The sequence below is a fragment of the Klebsiella sp. MBT K-1 genome, from assembly GCF_002556465.1.
Lineage (GTDB): Bacteria > Pseudomonadota > Gammaproteobacteria > Enterobacterales > Enterobacteriaceae > Klebsiella > Klebsiella grimontii.
On the sequence record NZ_PDEL01000005.1, the window covers coordinates 243,772 to 264,669 of the forward strand.

The 20,898-nt window shown below is 60.6% G+C and carries 12 protein-coding genes; 4 read left to right on the forward strand and 8 right to left on the reverse strand.

What is annotated here, in order from left to right:
• Positions 1-22 precede the first annotated feature (22 nt).
• The 3 genes from CMQ96_RS09495 to CMQ96_RS09505 are packed head-to-tail and all read left to right on the forward strand — an operon-like array spanning position 23 to position 2,945.
• Positions 23-1,711 (forward strand): sensor histidine kinase, encoded by a 1,689-nt coding sequence (locus tag CMQ96_RS09495; protein WP_004138597.1) that lies wholly within the window; start codon positions 23-25, stop codon positions 1,709-1,711.
• Positions 1,705-2,424 carry a two-component system response regulator BtsR gene (btsR, locus tag CMQ96_RS09500; protein ID WP_098066657.1) on the forward strand — a complete coding sequence of 240 codons (720 nt, stop codon included), beginning with the start codon at positions 1,705-1,707 and terminating at the stop codon, positions 2,422-2,424. Before CMQ96_RS09495 ends, btsR begins: the two co-directional genes overlap by 7 nt.
• 53 nt (positions 2,425-2,477) lie before the next feature.
• Positions 2,478-2,945, forward strand: coding sequence for a DUF1456 family protein (locus tag CMQ96_RS09505; protein ID WP_004138601.1), 468 nt, complete (start codon positions 2,478-2,480; stop codon positions 2,943-2,945).
• A gap of 110 nt (positions 2,946-3,055) precedes the next feature.
• On the opposite strand, the gene CMQ96_RS09510 is transcribed toward CMQ96_RS09505, so the two are convergent.
• The 8 genes from CMQ96_RS09510 to metG form a co-directional block, all read right to left on the reverse strand.
• On the reverse strand, positions 3,056-3,517 hold the full coding sequence (locus CMQ96_RS09510) for a YehR family lipoprotein (RefSeq protein WP_004138602.1): 462 nt from the start codon (positions 3,515-3,517) through the stop codon (positions 3,056-3,058).
• 12 nt (positions 3,518-3,529) lie between these two features.
• Positions 3,530-5,536: an SWIM zinc finger family protein gene (locus tag CMQ96_RS09515; RefSeq protein ID WP_098066659.1), complete on the reverse strand. Its 2,007-nt coding sequence runs from the start codon at positions 5,534-5,536 to the stop codon at positions 3,530-3,532.
• A complete protein-coding gene (locus tag CMQ96_RS09520) occupies positions 5,533-6,669 on the reverse strand; it encodes a VWA domain-containing protein (protein WP_098066661.1) in 1,137 nt (378 codons plus the stop codon). Before CMQ96_RS09520 ends, CMQ96_RS09515 begins: the two co-directional genes overlap by 4 nt.
• Positions 6,669-8,954 (reverse strand): DUF5682 family protein, encoded by a 2,286-nt coding sequence (locus CMQ96_RS09525; RefSeq protein WP_098066663.1) that lies wholly within the window; start codon positions 8,952-8,954, stop codon positions 6,669-6,671. Before CMQ96_RS09525 ends, CMQ96_RS09520 begins: the two co-directional genes overlap by 1 nt.
• A 10-nt stretch (positions 8,955-8,964) precedes the next feature.
• Positions 8,965-10,053 carry an AAA family ATPase gene (locus CMQ96_RS09530; RefSeq protein WP_004138609.1) on the reverse strand — a complete coding sequence of 363 codons (1,089 nt, stop codon included), beginning with the start codon at positions 10,051-10,053 and terminating at the stop codon, positions 8,965-8,967.
• A 77-nt stretch (positions 10,054-10,130) separates the two neighbouring features.
• Positions 10,131-13,727 carry a DUF4132 domain-containing protein gene (locus tag CMQ96_RS09535; RefSeq protein WP_098066665.1) on the reverse strand — a complete coding sequence of 1,199 codons (3,597 nt, stop codon included), beginning with the start codon at positions 13,725-13,727 and terminating at the stop codon, positions 10,131-10,133.
• A 14-nt stretch (positions 13,728-13,741) separates the two neighbouring features.
• Positions 13,742-17,461 carry a WGR and DUF4132 domain-containing protein gene (locus tag CMQ96_RS09540; RefSeq protein ID WP_098066667.1) on the reverse strand — a complete coding sequence of 1,240 codons (3,720 nt, stop codon included), beginning with the start codon at positions 17,459-17,461 and terminating at the stop codon, positions 13,742-13,744.
• A gap of 142 nt (positions 17,462-17,603) precedes the next feature.
• On the reverse strand, positions 17,604-19,637 hold the full coding sequence (gene metG / locus CMQ96_RS09545; protein WP_004138615.1) for a methionine--tRNA ligase: 2,034 nt from the start codon (positions 19,635-19,637) through the stop codon (positions 17,604-17,606).
• A gap of 151 nt (positions 19,638-19,788) precedes the next feature.
• Here metG and apbC point away from each other — a divergent pair, with 151 nt between their 5' ends.
• Entirely contained in the window at positions 19,789-20,898 is a 1,110-nt protein-coding gene (gene apbC, locus CMQ96_RS09550; RefSeq protein WP_004122768.1) for an iron-sulfur cluster carrier protein ApbC, read from the forward strand.

Consider the following 20,898-nt stretch of genomic DNA (forward strand, 5'->3'; position numbering starts at 1 on the left):
AAATGAAGTGTGGTCTGCGGGTATGTACGAGTTCGATCTGGTGTTGCTGCTGCTTCAGCAGATGTGCGTGTTTTTGGTCATCGCGTGGCTGATGAGCAAAACGCGGCTGTTCATCCCGTTAATGCAGGTCACCGTCCGATTACCGCACAAGCTGCTGTGCTACGTGACCTTTTCCATTTTCTGCATCCTCGGCACCTACTTCGGCCTGCATATCGAAGACTCGATCGCCAATACGCGGGCCATCGGCGCGGTAATGGGCGGCCTGCTGGGCGGCCCGGTAGTCGGCGGTCTGGTGGGGCTGACCGGCGGCCTTCACCGCTACTCGCTGGGCGGCATGACGGCGCTGAGCTGCATGGTGTCCACCATCGTCGAGGGTCTACTCGGCGGCCTGGTGCACAGCATTCTGGTCAAACGCGGGCGGCCGGATAAAGTCTTTAGCCCGCTTACCGCCGGCGCGATCACCTTTTTCGCCGAAATGGTGCAGATGCTGATTATTCTACTTATCGCTCGCCCGTTCGAAGATGCGCTGCATCTGGTACAGAGCATCGCCGCGCCCATGATGGTTACCAACACAGTCGGGGCGGCGCTGTTTATGCGCATCCTGCTGGATAAGCGGGCGATGTTTGAAAAATATACCTCGGCTTTCTCAGCCACGGCGCTGAAGGTTGCCGCGTCGACGGAAGGGATCCTGCGTCAGGGATTTAACGAAGAGAACAGCATGAAGGTCGCGCAGGTGCTGATCCAGGAGCTGGATATCGGCGCGGTGGCGATAACCGATCGCGATAAGCTGCTGGCGTTTACCGGGATCGGCGACGATCACCACCTTCCCGGTAAACCCATCTCTTCGCTGTATACCCAAAAGGCGATAGATTCCGGCGAAGTCGTTTACGCCGACGGCAACGAAGTGCCTTACCGCTGCTCGATTCATCCCAACTGTAAGCTGGGATCGACGCTGGTTATCCCGCTGCGCGGCGAAAATCAGCGGGTGATCGGCACCATTAAGCTCTATGAAGCGAAAAACCGCCTGTTCAGCTCGATCAACCGTACGCTGGGAGAGGGGATTGCGCAGCTGCTGTCGGCGCAGATCCTGGCCGGTCAGTATGAACGGCAAAAAGCGCTGCTGACGCAATCGGAAATCAAACTGCTGCACGCCCAGGTGAACCCGCATTTCCTGTTCAACGCGCTGAATACGCTAAAAGCGGTGATTCGCCGCGATAGCGACCAGGCCGGACAGCTGGTGCAGTATCTGTCGACCTTTTTTCGCAAAAACCTGAAGCGGCCTGCGGAAATCGTCACCCTGGCGGATGAAATTGAGCATGTGAACGCCTATCTGCAGATTGAGAAAGCGCGTTTTCAGGCCAATTTACAGATTCAGATGCTGGTGCCCGAAGCGCTGGGACAGCATCAGCTTCCGGCGTTTACCCTGCAGCCAATCGTCGAAAACGCCATTAAACACGGGACTTCGCAGCACCTCGGGGTGGGCGAGATCACCATCCGCGCCAGTCAACACGAACGCTGGCTGCAGCTGGATATTGAAGATAATGCCGGGCTGTACCAGGACAAACCCAGCGCCAGCGGGCTGGGCATGAACCTGGTCGACCGCCGGCTGCGGGCGCGCTTCGGCGCCGACTGCGGGATCACCGTAACCTGCGAGCCGGAATGTTTTACCCGCGTTACGCTGAGACTGCCTGTGGAGGACAACGCATGTTAAAAGTATTAATTGTCGACGACGAGCCGCTGGCGCGTGAAAACCTGCGTATTTTGCTGGAGGCCCAGCCTGATATTGAGATCGTCGGCGAATGCGGGAATGCCGTCGAAGCGATTGGCACGGTGCACAAGCTGCGCCCGGACGTGCTGTTTCTGGATATCCAGATGCCGCGCATCAGCGGCCTGGAGATGGTCGGCATGCTCGATCCCGAGCATCGCCCCTATATCGTCTTCCTCACCGCGTTTGACGAGTACGCGGTGAAGGCCTTTGAAGAGCACGCGTTTGATTATTTACTGAAGCCGATTGAATCCGCCCGGCTGGAAAAAACGCTGGTTCGTCTGCGCCAGGAGCGCAGCCTGCAGGATATGACCGTCCTCGACGATACTCAGCAGGCGCTGAAGTACATTCCCTGCACCGGACACAGCCGGATCTGGCTGCTGCAGATGGAAGACGTGGCCTTCGTCAGCAGCCGGATGAGCGGGATTTACGTCACCGACTGCGAAGGAAAGGAGGGCTTTACCGAGCTGACCCTGCGCACCCTGGAGAGCCGCACGCCGCTGCTGCGCTGCCATCGCCAGTACCTGGTCAACATGTCCCATCTCAAGGAGATCCGCTTTGAGGAGAACGGCCAGGCGGAGCTGCTGATGCGCGCCGGGCAAACGGTACCGGTCAGCCGCCGCTATCTGAAGAGCCTGAAAGAGGCGATTGGGCTGTAAAATGGCGGAATCGTGATAGACTGAGCGGCAGAATTTTTCATCATGAAGGCAATATGATCAGTAACGATATCTTACGTAGCCTGCGCTACACCCTGAAAACCAACAACAACGGCCTGGTAAGTATTTTTGCGCTGGCGGATGCGCCGGTGAGCGCGGAACAGCTGGTTCCCTGGCTGAAAAAAGAAGACGAAGAGGGGTTTGCGCGCTGCCCGGATATTGTGCTGTCCAATTTCCTTAACGGCCTGATTTACGCGAAGCGCGGTAAAGATGAATCCGCGCCGCCGCTCGCTGTCGAGCGCCGGGTCAACAACAACATCGTGCTGAAAAAGCTGCGAATCGCCTTCTCCCTGAAGACGGATGATATTCTCGCTATCCTCACCCAGCAGAAATTCCGCGTCTCCATGCCGGAAATCACCGCCATGATGCGCGCCCCGGAGCATAAAAACTTCCGCGAATGCGGCGACCAGTTCCTGCGCTACTTCCTGCGCGGGCTGACCGAGCGTGAACACGCGAAATCCTGATATGCCTCCCCCGGCTTGCGGCGTAAACGCCTGAACCGGGCTACCCGAAGGCACGGCCCCGTAACCCGGCTTGCGTAGCGCCAGCCGGGAATTCTCCAGACCAGGCAGGGCTATTTCACTTCTTTAAAACCCTGCGATTTCAGCAATTTCTCCGACTCGCTCAGCGAAATAAACTTTTGTGAACAGTCGGAAAAGCTGGCCCCCGGCAGGTGACATAGCTCGCTGATTTTAGCCTGATTAAAGTCGATGGAGAGGTGTTCCTGCGCGACGTTCTCTTTATAGTCGACGCTGTGGGTGACGCCTTTGATTTTGCTGTAGGCCGCGCCGATGGGGTCGATGACCTTGCGCGCCTGCTCTTCGTTGCTCACCCCGAGCGATTTATAGGGGATAGTGTTATCCGCGTCCTGGCGGGTAACGACATCGTCTTTGTAGTGATAGGTGTAGGTCAGGTCAACGCCGTTGATCGTGTTGTTGAACGTTTTGACCTCATCTTTGTTGTTATCGCAGCCGACAAGCGTGGCCATCAATAGCGTTGCGCCCAGAGCGACGGTGATCCTGCGGTTAAATTTCATTATCATTCCTTGTTAATCAATCATCATCTCTAATTGTATACAGAGTTGCGCGATGGCGCTGAGCGTATCCTCGGCGGTGGCCGTTTCGCTCTCGCCCAGTTGCTGAAGCAGACGCGCAAGATGGCTAAAACCCTGGTTCGTCAACTCGCCGCCCAGCGTGGCGGCCTCGCGAAACAGGCTCTTTTGCTGATAGCGCAGGCCGTTGTGCGCTATCTGGATCAGTAGCGTCCGGGCGCGCTGCAACAGGCTCAGGGCCGGTGAGCGCGGCGGCAGTACATCGCCAACAGGCAACGGCGTGACGGGAAGCGGCTCGGCGTTCAGCGCCCAGGCGCGGGTACGGGTCATCATGACCAGCGGCTCCAGGCTAAGCTGCCCGTGATGAAAGCTGACCAACCCGGAAACCATCACCACCGGATCGTCCTCTTGTCTGAGCAGCGCCGCCATCCGCTCAACGGCATACGGCGCGCTGGCGGAGGCGGGAAGGGACAAGTACAAAACGTTGTTTTCCCCCTCGCCGCTGAGGACCTGCGCATCCAACGTTTGCCGGGCGGCGTCCCATCCGACGGCAAGGCAGGCCTCCACCGGTAGAATAAACAGGTTATCAACCTGATTGAGCGGGCGCACCCAGGCCGGGGGGCGCTGGCGCAGATACTCACGCAGGGCCGCGGCGCCCGGCTGCCGCAGCGGCGCGCTGAGCAAAAGCCAGGCATCTTCGGTGAGCGGAAGGCTGCTGCTCAGACGCTGACGGGCGCTCAGCAGCAGCTCGCCGCCGGCAGTGCGGCGCGCTGACCGGGTAATGATTTGCCCGCCCGCCAGTATGCCGGCCTGAAAGGTAAACAGGCGGCGCTGCCATAGCGGATTTTGCGCCCGTTCAGCCAGCGGCCAGCGGTGCGACAGATGCAAAATGCTGCCGGTATCCGGATCGCTAAACCAGAGACGTAAGCCGTACTGCTGGTTATCCTGCCAGCCGCGCATGCCAAGGGAAATCAGCCGCAGATGATCGAGCTGCGCTTCACCGGCAATACCCTGACCGACGACGGTGCGCCACGGCAGGGGCGGCGTCTGGCCGGCATCGGCAAGCTGCGCCATTCGGTCGGCGCTCTCAAGACGGGCATTAAGGCCCGCGAGCTGGGCCAGCAGCTGCTCAGGCACGTAGTGGCTGGCGCGCTGCTGGCAGGCATCGACGCCTTCGCGCAGCTCGGCAAGCGCGCCGATGACCCAGCGCCAGTTGGCCGCATGCGCTGCGCGCTGCGCGCGGGTGAACGCGGCTTCGAAGCTGATTGGCGGCTGGCTGACGCCGTTTTGCCACAGCAGTTGGCTTAGCTGACGGAGGCTTTGTCGACAGGCTTCGCCCTCGGGCGTAGCACAAGGTCCGCCGCGGGCGGCGACCCTGCGGCTGCGGGTTTGCCAGACCAGATGCGTAAAGCCCGGCTGTTGGGCTTCGGCGTCGGTAAAGGCCTGCACCGCCAGCGCGATATGCTCGCACAGGGAGCCTTCGATGCAGTCGCAGCGGGCAAAGCGGATACTGCTGCGGGAATAAAAACGCACATCGCTCATCGGCAGCTTTGCCGACGGCGTTTCGTTGGGTCGGCAGAACAATTCCACCGTCAGCCCTTTATCCGCCAGCTGCTGCGCCCGCTTGAGAATCGACTCGGGCAGGGTGGCCAGCTCCTCCTGCCACAGGCCGGGATGCCAGCGCTCGTCAGCGTTTGGCTCCCCTTCAGGAGCCGCGTGACCGGCGTTGGCGCGCTGATAGCTCAGGATAAGCATCACGCGATGGCGGCACATGCCGCTAGCGCCGCAGGTACAGCTGGACTCTTTGAGGGCCCGATCTTTTTCCAGCCGGGTACGGGTACCATCGCGAAAAACGGCGGTCAGCGTACCGGCCTCATCCTGCTCCAGCGCGGGGATATTGCCGTTATCCAGCTCTTTTTGAGCGCGTTTCACAAACCCGGCGTTGCTCAGCGCGGTGAGCGCCTGCGGCGTGAGCTCCAGTAATTCAGGGCGTAAAGGCATCATGATTGTAAATTCTCCGCCAGCCAGGAGGCGAGCTCGCCAGGCGTCATGGCGGCGATTTGCGCCCCGACGTTGACCAGCGACTGGGCCATTTCATGGTCATAACAGGGGGATGCCGCGTCGTCCAGCGCCGCCAGGCCGAGGACTTTGATGCCGCTTTGTACGCTCTGCTTGACCTGGTTAATCAACAGCGAGTTCGCTCCGCCTTCAAAAAAGTCGCTCACCAGCACAATCACGCTCTTGTGCGGTTGCTCAATCAGCTGCCGCGCATACTCTACGGCCTGGGCGATATGGGTGCCGCCGCCGAGCTGAACTTTCATCAGCAGCTCGACCGGGTCGGCGACATCCGCCGTGAGATCCACCACGCTGGTGTCGAACGCCACGAGGTGCGTGCGAATGCCGGGCAGCTGCCATAAGCAGGCCGCCATGACCGCGGAATGAATCACGGAATCCACCATTGAACCGCTCTGATCGACCAGCAAAATCAGCTGCCATTTTTCGCTGTGGCGCTTCACGCGGCTGATAAACTTTGGCGATTCAATGTACAGCTTGCCGCGCTGCGGGTCCCAGTGCTGGAGGTTGGCGCGCAGGGTGCCTTTGAAATCAAAGTTGCGCGCCAGCGGGATGCGCGAAGGCCGCTGCCGGTCGCGCGCGCCGGAAAACGCCTGACGAACCTCTTTTGCCAGCTGGGCCATAATTTGCTCCACCACCTGGCGCACCAGCTGTCGGGCGGCGTTCAGCACGTCAGGATTCATCAGATGTTTGGTATGCAGCACCGCGCGCAGCAGGCTTTCGGAGGGTTGAATTCGTTCCAGCACTTCCAGATTCGTCACCACCTCGTCAATGCCGTAGCGCAGCACCGCATCGCTCTCCAGCCGCTCGATAACCGGCTGCGGAAACAGCATATGAATGGCGTTGATCCACTCCGGCGTCGTCAGGTCGGACTCTTCCAGTCCGCCCAGCCGTTCGCCCCGCTGCAGCCGTTGCGGATCGCGGCCGTAAAGCCACTCCAGGGCCCGGTCTACCTGGCGGGCACGCTCGTCGAGACCGCCGAGGCTATTGTCGGCGGCCGGGCCCAGAATCAGCCGCCAGCGCTGGAGTTCACGGGTTGTCAAAATATCGGATAGCGGATGCATTAGCGTCCTCCCCAGTGGCGAAGCGCCGCCAGCGCCTGCTGCTCCAACAGCTGGTGATGGATTAACCGCTGCGGCGAGCAGGAAACCGGCGCCTGTAGCGCATGGGTCGGCAGCATGGTCATGTGATAGTGATCGAGCACCTGGCGGGCCAGCGCGCCGCGTTCGCAGGGCGGCAGCCAGGCCATCGCCGCGCGTAAATCCGGCAGCGCGAGAATAAACTCCTCTTCCGCCAGACGGGCGAGACGCTCGCTGAAGCCAGCGATAAAGGCGGGCTGACAGGCAAGCTGATGGCGGGCCAGCGCCAGCATGCCATGTACCGCCTCGCCCAGACGCTGCGCGGGCAGCCGCGTCAGCAGGGCCAGCGCCGTTTCAGCGGTAGCGGCGGGGTGCTCGAGACGCATCAGCGCGCCAAGCGCCGCGCCGCGGTCGAGCGGTGCGGCATCGGCTGCGTGAATTCGCCGTTCAAGCAGCGCGAGAGCGGCGCTGAGCGAAACGCCCGGTAAAACGCTGCCGCTGTGGAGATCGCGCAGGATGTGGCACAGGGTCTGCCAGCTATGCAGATGGGCGTGAAACTGCTTCTCGTCGGCGACGCCGCTGGATTCGCAGAGCCACAGCGTCCGGTCAAGCGCCGCGCTGAGCGTGATTTCCAGCACGACGGCGTTCTGCATGCCGCCGATATCATCCCGCTGCCAGAGGGCATACAGCACCTCCAGCGCTGGCCCCATTTCGGCAAACTGGCTCTCTTCGGCAATCAGCTGCGCCAGCTGTTCCAGCATCTGCTGGCTAAAGGTGGCGAGCCCCGCCAGCGCCGCCTGATTGAGGCTGGCGGCGAGGCTTTTGATGCCAAAGGAGGAGAGAATATTCCCTTCCAGCCGCCGTCGCGCGGCATCCGCGAGGGAGGCGCCGTAGCGGGCGGATTCAATCAGGACGGCATGCTGTTCCATGGTGCGAAACACTCCCCAGCGCTCTTCGCCATCGCCGGAAAGGGCTACCGCGCTGCCGGTTCGCTGCTGGAACCCGGGGATTTCAAGAATGGCCAGCCGGTGTAATACCTGACTTTTCGCTAATCCGTCGGGCGCAAAGCGGTTGAGGTTCAGATTCGCCGGCGGGGCAATCCCGACGCGCGCCAGCTCGCGTTCGACGTCCTGCGGCAGCGGCGGCAGCGGCGTTCCCGGCGCGAGCTTGCCGAAATCCGCCCCTGCCAGCACATCCACGATGGTCAGCAGAATAGGATCGGTTTGCGGATGGATGGCGCCGCGATAGCTCCACGGCAGCGGGGCGTTTAGCGCTTCTTTGATTAACGAGCCCGCCAGCGCGTCAAGCCAGTCGCAGCGCAGGGGCTGGGTATGGCCGCGCATCCGGGCCAGCGCCATGGCGCGCAGATGGGCGGCTGCCAAATCGGCGGTTGAGGCCGGAAGGCGATGCTGACGCAGGCGGGCGAGCAGGGTTTTCAGCAGCTGTTCCCCGGCCTGCCGCTGACCGAGCTGCCAGCACCAGCGCTGCCAGACCGGCGCCGGCATCCCGGAAAGATAGCCCGCCAGTACGTCCAGCCGCTTTTCGCTGTACGGCGTCAGATAGCAGCCGGTGACGGCATCGGGCGTCGGCGGAGGCGGTAATGCCGGCTCCTGCTCCTGCGCCGGGCAGTTCCGCCACAGGGTAGCCAGCGCCGGAGCGTGCCAGCCGCCGCAGACCACCACCACCGGGCCGTTATTTTGCCGCATCGCCCATGCCAGCCAGCGGGCCATATAAGCTTCCCGTCGCCGGCTGTTTTCGCCGCCGTCGCTGTCGCCGCGTAGCTGGACAAACCAGGTCTCCAGCGCCTGTTTCAGCCCGGCGCGCTGGTTTTCATCTTCGAACAGATGGTCCCACAGCGCGTCGGTATTCTCCATGCCGCTGACCTCGAGCAGGCGCTGATGGTCATCGGCGCGGCGGGCGTCAGAGGGATCGCTGTCGTTGTCGTCCTGCGCCCAGACGGGTAAATCGATAAAGCGGATATGCGCCCCCGTTGCCCGCGCGGCCAGCAGCGCCTGCCACTCCGGCGAGAATTCGGCGAACGGCGTCCAGGCGCTGCGTCCTGCCGCGCCGCCATGCTGCTGCTGGCAGTAGCTGTAGACGGCGATGGGCAGCTGATGGGGTAAAAAAAGCTCGTCCAGGCGATGGTTAAAATCCGCCGGACCTTCAATCAGAACGTAGCGCGGGCGCACGCGTTCTATTCGTTCTTTCACCAGGCTGGCGCAGGCCGGGCTGTGGTGACGAACGCCGATGATTAACGGCTGTTCTGGCATGCGTGTTCCCTCACGGCAGGCGGTGGCGGGCCTGATAATAGGCCTGCCAGTGGGCTTCTTTATGCGTGCCGACGCGTTGTTCAAAATAGCGGCGCAGGCGGGCGCGGTCATCTTCATTGTCTTTCACGATGGTACCGGCGATGCAGTCTACCAGGTCGGCGGGTTCGCCGGCGCGACCGGCGAGGAACCATGCCCGCACGCCGACGGCGTGGGCGACGTTGACCGCTTCGGCGGTGGACATCACCGCGCTGAGGGTATCCATCGCGGTTTTCTTACCCCCGTCGGCGCGCAGATCGCGGAAGGTCTGGATCAGCAGTTCCAGTACGACATCGGGGACTTTATGCGGGATGCCGCTATGCTCCAGCAGGCGGGCCGACGCGTTAGCCACCAGTTCCAGCTCCTGCTGAAAATCCATAATCGGAAAGACGGTTTCGAAGTCGAAGCGGCGTTTTAGCGCCGCGCTCATTTCGTTAACCCCGCGATCGCGGGTATTGGCGGTGGCAATAATATTAAATCCGGCGCGGGCATAGAGCTGGCTATCGTCGCCGGTTAGCTCCGGGATCGCCATGACGCGGTCGGATAGCATCCCCAGCAGGCAGTCCTGAACCTCCAGCGGCGTACGGGTAATCTCTTCAAAGCGGACGATTTTACCGTCACGCATGCCCTGATACAGCGGGGCGGGCACCAGCGCCTGCGTCGACGGGCCCTGGTTTATCAGCAGCGCATAGTTCCAGGCATATTTGATTTGATCTTCGGTAATCGCCGCGCCGCCCTGAATGGTGAGCCCGGCGTCGCCGCAGATGGCGGTGGCCAGCAGCTCCGAGAGCAGCGATTTAGCCGTGCCCGGCTCGCCGACCAGCATCAGGCCGCGCCCGGTCGCCAGCGTGACCAGCATCCGCTCGACGGCGGCCGGACTCATGACCACCTTGCGGCTGATGTCGCGAGCGCTATCGCCAAGGATAAACGCGCGCGCCGCAGGCAGGCTTAGCTGCCAGCCGGGCGGGCAGGGGAAACAGTCGTTCTGCTGCAGCCGGGCGAGCTCATCGGCGTAGAGTATGGCGGCAGGGGGGCGCTGAAGATGTGGTTCCTGTTGTATCATCGTTTCTTCCTTAAAGAGACCGCGGTAATGGGAGCGTTTTTATCCTATGTGCAGCGAATAGCGTAAACGCGCTTTGCTTATCCACGGAAAATGATCTCAATCGTGCTTAGCGCCTCGCTGAGATCCTGTGGATCGAGCTGTGAGAACGCAGCGGGCCGTTCGCCATCATAGAGTCTGATGGCGGCAAACCGCTGAGGAGCCTTCGCATCCATGTTGTAGTGCACGAACCCTGGCGTGATTTCCAGAATCAGTCGATGCCGCCCGACGTCGTAGCAGAAACGGTTTTCAGCGCCCTGCCACCAGCCGCGACTGCGGATGCCCAATAATTGCCCGCAGGTTGTTGATTTTCCCTGCCAGCGCGTAAGCTCGCTGCGGGCGGTTTCTTCCGCCAGCAGCTGCACCGTCTGGCGCGTCAGCTGGCGGAACGGTGGCAATAGCTGATAATCGGCAAAAATTTGGCTAAATGCTGCCCGCGTCGCGTCATCCATTTCCAGCGGATGAACAAGGCCGAACAGCGCCTCTTCCGGTAGAGCGATAGGGTCATCCTGGCCATCGCAGAATTCCTCTTCTGCGGCGACGCGAAAGGCGTTGAGCAGGCGACGGGGTTCACTGGCGGCGTAGATTCCCCATACCAGGCGCCGGGTAAGATTGTTGGTCAGCGGATGATCGACAAACAGCGATTGAAACTCCGTTCGCGTCCAGCGCCGTGCCAGCCGCAGGGCGTTTTCCAGATGCGGCAGCAGGCGTTTGGCCACCTGGGCTGCGTCTTTTTTCAGGCCTTTCAGCCTGGCCAGCGCTTCCGCGGCTTTTACCTGGTCATCTTCGGCGCGCAGGCGCGGCAGGCTCTTTTGCCGCGCTCCCTGCTGGTCGTAAATCACCGGCAGCAGATTTTCATCAAAACGGACATAAAAGCCGCGGGAACCAAAATCAAAAGCCAGCGTTTGGGGATCGTCCAGCCCCAGCGTAGGCGTTAGCCGATCCTGCAGCTGCTCTTCGCTGAGATCGCGGGCTTCGGCGACCTCTTTAAGAGACTGCCTGGCGCTTTCGCGCAGCGGGCGGGATTTGGCGCCCTGCGCGATGTGGTGCAGCTGCAGCAGCGCCATATCGCTGCCGATGCGGGTGAGAAGATGCAGCCCGCTGGCGGCGCGGGCGGATTTCCCTTCCTGCGGCCAGGCCAGGATAAGCTGGGTTAAATCACGCACTGTCGCTTCATCGCCAAAAATCCCCAGCGCCTGAAACGCCCAGTTATCTTTGGCTGGGGCTCCGGCAGTCTGCCATGCGTTAAATAAATCCCAGACGAAAGCGGCCAGCGATTGGGGCTGGCAGGCGGCTTTGGCTAAATCCAGCCCGCCGTAATGATGGCCGCCCTGGGCGAAGCGCAGCATTTCGCCAAAGATCTCCAGCGCATCGTCGGTCAACGGCTGGTCGGTGCCGATAAGCCGCGGCCTGCGCCAGAGCGTCGGTTGCCAGAAGTCAGGCACTTTTGGAATGCGGACAGGGTAGTTGTCCAGCGGATCCTGCGTCAGCAGCTGTTCCAGCTTCGTCCACAGTGCCGGTTCGTTCCAGCGTTGTGCTACCGCTTTCAGCCGTTCATGGTGGCCTTCCTGGTACAGCAGACGCAGCGCGTTAATAGCCGCCTCGCGGCTATCGCCCGCTTTATCGAACGCCAGTGGGATTAACGCGGCGGCTGCGTGCTCCGGCCACTGCAGGAGCCACTGACGAGCCAGTTGGCTGTGCGCCTGCAAGCGTCGCCAGACGCGGGCCATCGGTAGCGCCAGCTCCGTTGCGCCGAGATGCGTCAGCAGGGGGAAGATCTCCTTTGGCCGATGCTGCAGCGCCAGCAGCAGGCCGGGTAGGGCATCGGTACCGAGAATGCTCAGCGCATATTCGGCGCCGACAAATCTAAAGTTAGCGGCATTGATGCCCTGCCAGGCCACCAGCGCCCGCTCGCGAGGCAGCTGCATAAGCAGATAAAGATTCCAGCAGTCGTTAGGGTTGTAGGCCTTTACCAGGTAATCCCCCCATGCCTCCAGTAGCGTACCGATATCGAAGTTTTGCAGTGCGTGGCAGGCGTTGCCCCACCAGACATAGCGATGAAAATATTTCTCCGTATCGAAATGGTCCCGCTTGCCGCATAACGTGTACTGGTGGAACAGGTATTCAATACTCTGAAAGCCCAGCTCCTGCATGACGATGGTGCAACCTATGCTGGCGAGACGTTCATCGAGCGGAAGGTTATTAAAGAAACAGGCGGGTTTGCTGGCAGCCAGCGCTTCCCGCTCTCCTGGCTGCCAGTGCTCCTGAGGCGCAACGGTCAGCGACGTTAGCGCAAAACGCGGGGGCGCGACTTTTTTCTTTTTGCTGCGCCACGGCGGCGAGCGCAGGATCTCCGGCAGGCAGGAGCGATCGGTTGCCAGCGTAACGTCTGAAGGCATCGATGGTCGGCTGGCCGCCAGAAGTTCCTGTGCCTTCGTGCTTAGCCAGGGAGTAACCTGCTCAGCCAGCTGAGGATGCGTATTGAGCAGCGTCCGCAGCAGCATTCTCCAGCTTTCTTCACGCTTTTTCTGCTGCTGTGGACGCTTTTTCTCTGCGATCTCAGGATAGCCCGGACGAGCGGGCGGTTCCGGCAGCGCCAGCAATTCCGCTACAGCGGCCAGAGCGGCATGGGGATATTTTTTGGCGAATGTTGACACGCGCTGCTGGCTGGGTTTGTTTTTATCCGCCACCAGCAGCAGCAGCCGGATAGCCTGCGGATGGTTAATTTGCGCCAGCAGGCTGCCGCAGTCATCCCGGTGCGCATATATCGCCAGCCTGGAGATCGCCGCCAGCCCCTGCTCGCGCAGCAGGGCCGCGCAGGCGGAGTAACCGTAGCGGTTTTCGTCGCACATCTCGCTGGCCTGACAATCGGTAAAGACATCAAGCCAGCAGGATTGCTCCAGTACTGCCAGCTTAGCAGGATCTGTCGCTACCGCTTTCAACCACTCGCTTGATGAACGGCTGGCGTATTTATCAGCGTCGAGCAGGCTATTCGCAACGTCCGGTCGTTCCGGCAACAGCAGGGCAATAAACGGTTTACGATTAAGCTCGATATCAGGGAGCGCGCGGATAAGTTTGTCAGCGCAGCGTAGCCAGATCGCCTCTTCAGCCAGCGAAAGGTGTTTTCGCAGACGCAGATCGAATTCGTGGTAAGTATCGCAGCGAAAACCGTACTGGTACGCTTTTTTCGGATGAGAAAAAACGATGCTGGGTGGCTGAAGATTGCTGTGGGTCACGGTGATAAATTGCCGTTCAATCACCACTTCGGTGGCATATTCCACGCCCCTTAGCTGGACGATTTCATCGAGTAGCTCGGGACTGTCATCTTCTGCCAGCCGGGTAAGCGCCGCCAGCGCGCGGGGGGGCATTGCCGGTTTGGCTTCGCCCACATAGCCGACCGCCTGCGCAATAGCCTGCCGCCATTCGGCAGTGCATGTTTCATAGTCCCACGTAAGGGCCTGAATATGCTGATAGCGCGAGAGAATATCGTTCGCCAGTCGTTGCAGGCGTCCCTCTTCGATCGGCGGTACCGGGTCGCCAGGCCAGCGGCGATGGCTTAACGGTTGTTTGCCCTTTTTAAAGGATAGCTCCAGCTGCGCGTCATCCGCCAGCCATGGCGGGAGTGCTGTGTTGTGCATAAACGTTCCTTGTGTTACTCAAACAGCCCGTCGATATCGTTAATCAATTCGCTGAGGGTGACGTTATCCAGCACCGAAAACGTGGCCTGCTGTTTGCCGTTGCCGCCCCAGCCGTACTGGTGCGCATTTTCGGCACACAGCCATATTTTGCTCAGCAGCTGCTCGGCGCTGAGTTCATCCGGCAGCAACCCGACGGCAAAGCCTTCGTCGATTTCCATCACCAGCGTCCACTGGCCCAGCGGTTTAAGCATCCAGCCAATCCAGCCTGCATCCTGCGGTTCGCCGCGCAGCCAGCCTTTATTCGCCAGCCCTATTACCCGCCCGCTCGGGCATTTGCGCCCGGCCCAGCGGGTCAGCTCGGTGGCCGCCAGTTCGGCGGTCGTCAGGGTGTAGCAGCTGCGGTCAAGCTGGCGGAACGGCGGCAGCAGCTCATAATCGGCGAACAGCTGACCGAAGGCGGCGGCGTCTTCCGCGGGTATTTCCAGCAGATGCGGAAGACCGATTTGGACCGCGCCTTGCGGCAGGGTGAACAGATCGTCATCGGCGTTACCGTAGCTGTTGTCTTCCGCCACGCGGAAGCAGGCCAGCAGCCTGTTTTCGGCGTCGTAGACTCCCCATACCAGGCGGCGGGTGAGGTGGCAGACCAGGGGATGATTAACCAGAAACTGCCGGAAGTTTTCCGCCGTCCAGCGGCGACGCTGGCACATGGCGGACTCCATGCGCGCGATTTGCTGGGCGGCAATCGTGCGGGCGTCTTTTTTCAGGGCTTTGTAGCGATTAACGGCCTCGGTAGCCAGCGCCTTATCATCGCTTTTATTCGGCTTCGGCAGGTCCTTAAGGCGGCTGCCGTTTTCATCGCGCACGTAAGGCCTGAGGGCTTCATCAAAGCTAATGATAAAGCGCCGCGGGCCGAAATCGAGGGTCAAGGTTCCGTCGTCGTTGAGTCCCAGATCCGGCGCGAGGCGGTCCTCCAGCTCTTCCACGGTCAGCGCGCGGCTTGCGGCGATATGGCCGATTTTCTCTCTGGCGCGCTCCTGCAGGGCTTTGAACTTGAGTTTCCCGGCGATGCCGTTCAGCTGCATCAGGGCGATATCGGTGCCGATGGCGGCGAGAATATCCAGCCCGACGGTAGCGCGTTTATGTTGGGATTCTCCCGGCCAGGCGCGGATCAGCGGGGTGAGCGCGCGGGCGGTATCGTCGTTACCGAAGATGCCGAGCGCGGTAAAGGCCCAGCTCTCTTTCGACGGCGCGCCGGCGGTTTGCCAGGCGCTGAACAGATCCCAGGCGAAGGCGGCGAGTGATGCCACGGTACAGAGATCTTTTACCTGCTGCAGGCCGGGGTAAATACCTTCCTCTGACGGGAAGCGCAGCATTTCGCCGAGCGTTTTTAATGCGTCGTCCGGCAAGGCAAGGCCATTTTCCCGCAGCAGCGGTCGCGCCCACAGCGCGGGCTGATAAAACGCGGGCAGCGGCGGAATTTTCGTCGGATGGTTATCCAGCGGATCGAGCGCCAGTAGCGCGCCGACCGCCGCCATCACCTCCGGCCGATCGTAGCGGCGGGCAACCTGTTCAAGCAGCGGCTGATGACCGTTATCCATCAGCATGCGTATGGCCAGGCGCGCACTGTCCTGCGCTTCGCCCGCTTTACCAAGGGCGGCGGGCAGCAGGCCGGCAATGGCGTGCTCCGGATAGGCCAGCAGCCACTCGCGCGCCTCTTCGCGCAGCGTTTTCAGCTTGTGAAAGGCGCGGGCGACGATGGGGGCCAGTTCGCTGGCGGCAAACCAGATAGCGACCGGTAAATTCTCCTGCGGATAGCGGGACAGGGCGTGAATAAAACCCGGTAGCCCGGCAAGACGCAGATAGGCCATCACATATTCCCCGCCGGTATGGGGCTCTTTACTCAGCGAGCTCCAGGCATCGGCTGCCCGGCCGGCGGGCAGCGCGGTGAGCATATAAAGATTCCACTCCCCCGGATAAGGGGCGTGGTAAGCGTGGAATTCGGCGATCAGCGCGGGATAATCCTGCCGCCGCCAGGCATCTGCTGCGGCGTCGGAGGCGTGTTCATAGCGATTGTTTTGACGGCTCCAGACCCTGAAACCCAGGCGCGTAAGGTACGCTTTCTCACTCTCCTGTTGGCTCATCTCCACCTGCTGCGCGTACCAGTTCCGCTGGGCGAGAAGCGCGTTGGCCGCCTCTTCCGTCAGCATACAGGCCGGTTCTAAAGCCAGCGGCGTTAAGCTTAGCTGAGGGATCGGTGATTTTTTCTTTTTCGCCGTCCACGGGGGCGAAACCAGCAGCGGCGGCAGAATATCGGCCCCGGCGCAGTCGACCCGCTGGCTTAACTGCCGTTGGCAGGCTGCCAGCAGCGTTGCGGCCTGCGACGAGAGCCACGGCGAAATTTGCGCCGCCAGCTCCGGCTGCGCGCTCAGCAGGGTCATCAGCATAATGCGCCAGCGCTTCTCTTCTTTCTGCGCCAGCAGTTCGGCCAGCGCCGCCAGCGCCGCGTGCGGGAAGCGGGCGCTGGCGCGGGCCATCCGCTCGTGGCAGCGTTTGCCTTGTTCGCTCACCCGGATCAGCTGCATCAGCGCCTGGGGATGGTTCACGCCGCTTACCCGCTCTCCGCACAGGTCATCGTGAACGTAGGGCGCAAAGCGGGCGATACCGGCGACGCCCTGTTCGCGCATCACCGTCGCGTTCCAGACGCTGCCGTGGTAATAATCGTTAAACAGATTTTCCGTCTGGTAAGGCTCCAGCGCTTTGACCACCTGCGGGTCGCGGGCGACGACCTTCAGCCATTCCGCCGTCTTCACATTTTTGTGCGCCAGTACCCGACGGGCGATATCGTTCACGATATCCTGGCGTTCCGGCAGCAAGAGCGCCACCAGCGGCTGTTGCCCGATGGGCATATCCGGCAACGCGGCGATCAGTTTATCCACGCAGCGCCGCCAGAGCGCCTCATCCGCATGAGCCAGATGGGCGCGCAGGCGCACGTCGAGCAGCGCCGGCCCGCGCGCGCGGGTGGGTTCGGCGCGGAAAGTCACCTGAAGGGTTTGATAATTATAATCAAACTCAATGTGCTGCAGGGCGATAAACATCTCGATGGCATATTCCAGACCGTAAACGTAAACAATCTCGTCCATCAGACAGGCATTATCAGCGCTGCGCCAGCCGCGGCGCGTGGCTACCGCCACCTGAACCGCCAGCGCCGCGGGTGAAAGCGGGCCATCGGTCAGGGCCTGGTTGATGATTTGCTGCCAGTACGCGGAGCAGTCGGTAGAGTTAAAGGTGACGATATTCCCTGATTGTTTGTGGATCTCGTTGCCGAGGTCCATCAGTTTGCTATTTTCAGGCGCGGCGATCGGTTTACCGGGAAAGAGGCGAGAAGGGAGCACCTCTTCAAGCAGCTCATCCGATAAAAGCAGTTCGCCATCGTCCGCCAGCCACGGACGGGTGATGTCTGAGGGCGTTGAGGCGTATTCGGGCTGTGGGGCGGCTGGTGGCGATGCGGGTAAGGCAGGCTGCTCGGTGCGAGTAACTTCAACGTAGCCTTTGCGGGTTTTTTCGTTAATCAATTTGACTTCAGCCTTGCTGGCCGCCGCCGCGTCGGCAAAGGTTTTGATCTGGCTCTGCCCGTGTGTGCCAACCTTGCCCCAGCGTAGATGCAGCTCGTGGCCCTGCTGCTCAATCGCCCAGAATTTATGTGATTTTTCGTCCTGATAAATAAAGGTTTTCATCAACGTCCCTGTGTTTTTATCCAGCCTGGCGTTGATGCTAACAGCTATTGACAGGAACACCGAGGGTGGGGGTAGCAAGAATACAATTTTCAGAATTTATAAAATAAAAAAAAGCGCTGCCGGAGCAGCGCTTTATGCGTCATTACTTGACCTGCTGGCCCGGCTGGGCGCCGCTGTCCGGGCTGAGCAGGAAGATATCTTTCCCGCCAGGACCCGCGGCCATCACCATGCCTTCAGAAACGCCGAAGCGCATTTTGCGCGGCGCCAGGTTGGCGACCATCACCGTCAGGCGGCCAATCAGCACCTGCGGGTCCGGGTAGGCGGAACGGATGCCGGAGAAGACGTTGCGCTTCTCGCCGCCGAGATCCAGCGTCAGGCGCAGCAGCTTGTCGGAACCGTCCACGAACTCGGCGTTTTCAATCAGCGCGATGCGCATATCGACTTTGGCGAAATCGTCAAAAGTAATGGTTTCCTGAATCGGATCGTCCGCCAGCGGGCCGGTGACCGGCGCTGACAGCGCTTTGACTTCTTCTTTCGACGCTTCGACCAGCGCGTCAACCTGCTTCATCTCAATGCGGTTGTAGAGCGCTTTGAAAGCGTTAACCTTGTGACCGAGCAGCGGCTGCTGGATAGCATCCCAGCTCAGTTCGCCGTTGAGGAACGCTTCGGCGCGGGCGGCCAGCTGCGGCAGGACCGGCTTCAGCCAGGTCATCAGCACGCGGAACATATTCAGGCCCATGGTGCAGATGGCCTGCAGGTCGGCGTCGCGCCCTTCCTGTTTAGCCACCACCCACGGCGCCTGCTCGTCAACGTAGCGATTCGCCACGTCGGCCAGCGCCATGATTTCGCGGATAGCTTTACCGAACTCGCGGCTGTCCCACGCTTCGCCAATGCTTGTTGCCGCATCGGTAAAGGTTTTATACAGCTGAGGATCGGCCAGTTCGGCGGACAGCATGCCGTCGAAACGCTTGTTGATGAAACCGGCGTTGCGCGAGGCGAGGTTAACCACCTTGTTGACGATATCGGCGTTAACGCGCTGCACGAAGTCTTCCAGGTTCAGGTCGATGTCATCGATACGCGACGAGAGCTTGGCGGTGTAGTAGTAGCGCAGGCTGTCTGCGTCAAAATGATTCAGCCAGGTGCTGGCCTTAATAAAGGTGCCGCGCGACTTGGACATCTTGGCGCCGTTGACCGTCACGTAGCCGTGAACGAACAGGTTGGTCGGTTTGCGGAAGCTGCTGCCTTCCAGCATCGCCGGCCAGAACAGGCTGTGGAAGTAGACGATATCTTTACCGATAAAGTGATACAGCTCGGCGGTGGAGTCTTTCTTCCAGTATTCGTCGAAGCTGGTGGTATCGCCGCGCTTGTCGCACAGGTTCTTGAAGGAGCCCATGTAGCCGATCGGCGCGTCCAGCCAGACGTAGAAGTATTTGCCCGGCGCGTTCGGGATTTCGAAGCCGAAGTACGGCGCATCGCGGGAGATATCCCACTGCTGCAGTCCGGACTCGAACCACTCCTGCATTTTATTCGCCACCTGCTCCTGCAGCGCGCCGCTGCGGGTCCACGCCTGCAGCATTTCGCTGAACGACGGCAGGTCGAAGAAGAAGTGCTCGGACTCGCGCATCACCGGCGTCGCGCCGGAGACAACCGATTTCGGCTCGATAAGCTCGGTCGGGCTGTAGGTCGCGCCGCACACTTCGCAGTTATCGCCGTACTGATCCGGTGATTTGCACTTCGGACAGGTGCCTTTTACAAAACGGTCCGGCAGGAACATGCCTTTTTCCGGATCGTAGAGCTGAGAGATGGTGCGGTTTTTGATAAAACCGTTCTCTTTCAGACGCGTATAGATAAGCTCCGACAGCTCGCGGTTCTCGTCGCTGTGCGTGGAGTGATAGTTGTCATAGCTGATGTCGAAGCCAGCAAAATCGGTCTGATGCTCCTGACTCATTTCGCCAATCATCTGTTCCGGGGTGATACCGAGCTGCTGCGCTTTCAGCATGATCGGGGTGCCGTGGGCGTCGTCGGCGCAGATGAAGTTGACCTCGTGGCCGCGCATTCGCTGGTAACGGACCCAGACATCAGCCTGGATGTGCTCCAGCATATGGCCGAGGTGGATTGAGCCGTTTGCGTACGGCAGCGCGCACGTTACCAGAATTTTCTTCGCGACTTGAGTCATAGTGGGCATTACATCTTCTATTGTAAAAAGGGGTTTCGATGTTACCGCAAAGGCAATAATTTGGTAAGCCCAAAGCTTATTGTGGGGGAATTATTCCCTTTAAGGTAAACTTAACGCACAAGATTCAACTCACAATAACAAAGGAGTCGGGATGAGTTCGCAATCCCAGGCCAAATCCCCCGAGCGTCTGCGCGCGATGGTCGCCGGGACCCTGGCTAATTTCCAGCACCCAACCCTGAAACATAACCTCACTACGCTGAAGGCGCTGCATCACGTCGCCTGGCTGGACGAGACCGTGCACATTGAAATTCAGATGCCGTTCGTCTGGCATAGCGCGTTTGAGGTGCTCAAGGAGCAGTGCAGCGCCGAGCTGCTGCGCATTACCGGCGCTAAAGCCATTGACTGGAAGCTGACGCACAGCATCGCCACGCTGCAGCGGGTAAAAAATCAGCCCGGCATCAACGGCGTGAAAAACATCATCGCCATCAGCTCCGGCAAGGGCGGGGTGGGTAAATCGTCTACCGCGGTCAACCTCGCGCTGGCGCTGGCGGCGGAAGGGGCGAAAGTCGGCATTCTGGATGCCGATATTTACGGCCCGTCGATTCCGACCATGCTCGGCGCGGAAGATCAGCGTCCCACTTCGCCGGACGGCACCCATATGGCGCCGATTATGAAATTTGGTCTCGCCACCAACTCCATCGGCTATCTGGTCACCGACGACAACGCCATGGTCTGGCGCGGCCCGATGGCCAGCAAAGCGTTAATGCAGATGCTGCAGGAAACCCTGTGGCCGGATCTCGATTACCTGGTGCTGGATATGCCGCCGGGCACCGGTGATATTCAGCTGACGCTGGCGCAAAACATTCCGGTCACCGGCGCGGTGGTGGTGACCACGCCGCAGGATATCGCCCTGATCGACGCCAAAAAAGGTATCGTGATGTTTGAGAAAGTCGAAGTGCCGGTGCTGGGGATTGTGGAAAACATGAGCATGCATATTTGCAGCAACTGCGGACACCACGAGCCTATCTTCGGTACCGGCGGCGCGCAAAAGCTGGCCGAGAAATACCATACCCAGCTGCTGGGCCAACTGCCGCTGCATATCACCCTGCGCGAAGACCTCGACAAGGGGACGCCGACGGTGGTGGCGCGCCCGGAAAGCGAGTTTACCGAAACCTACCGCCAGCTGGCAGACCGCGTCGCGGCGCAGTTGTACTGGCAGGGCGAAGTTATCCCCGGTGAAATAGCTTTCCGCGCGGTCTGA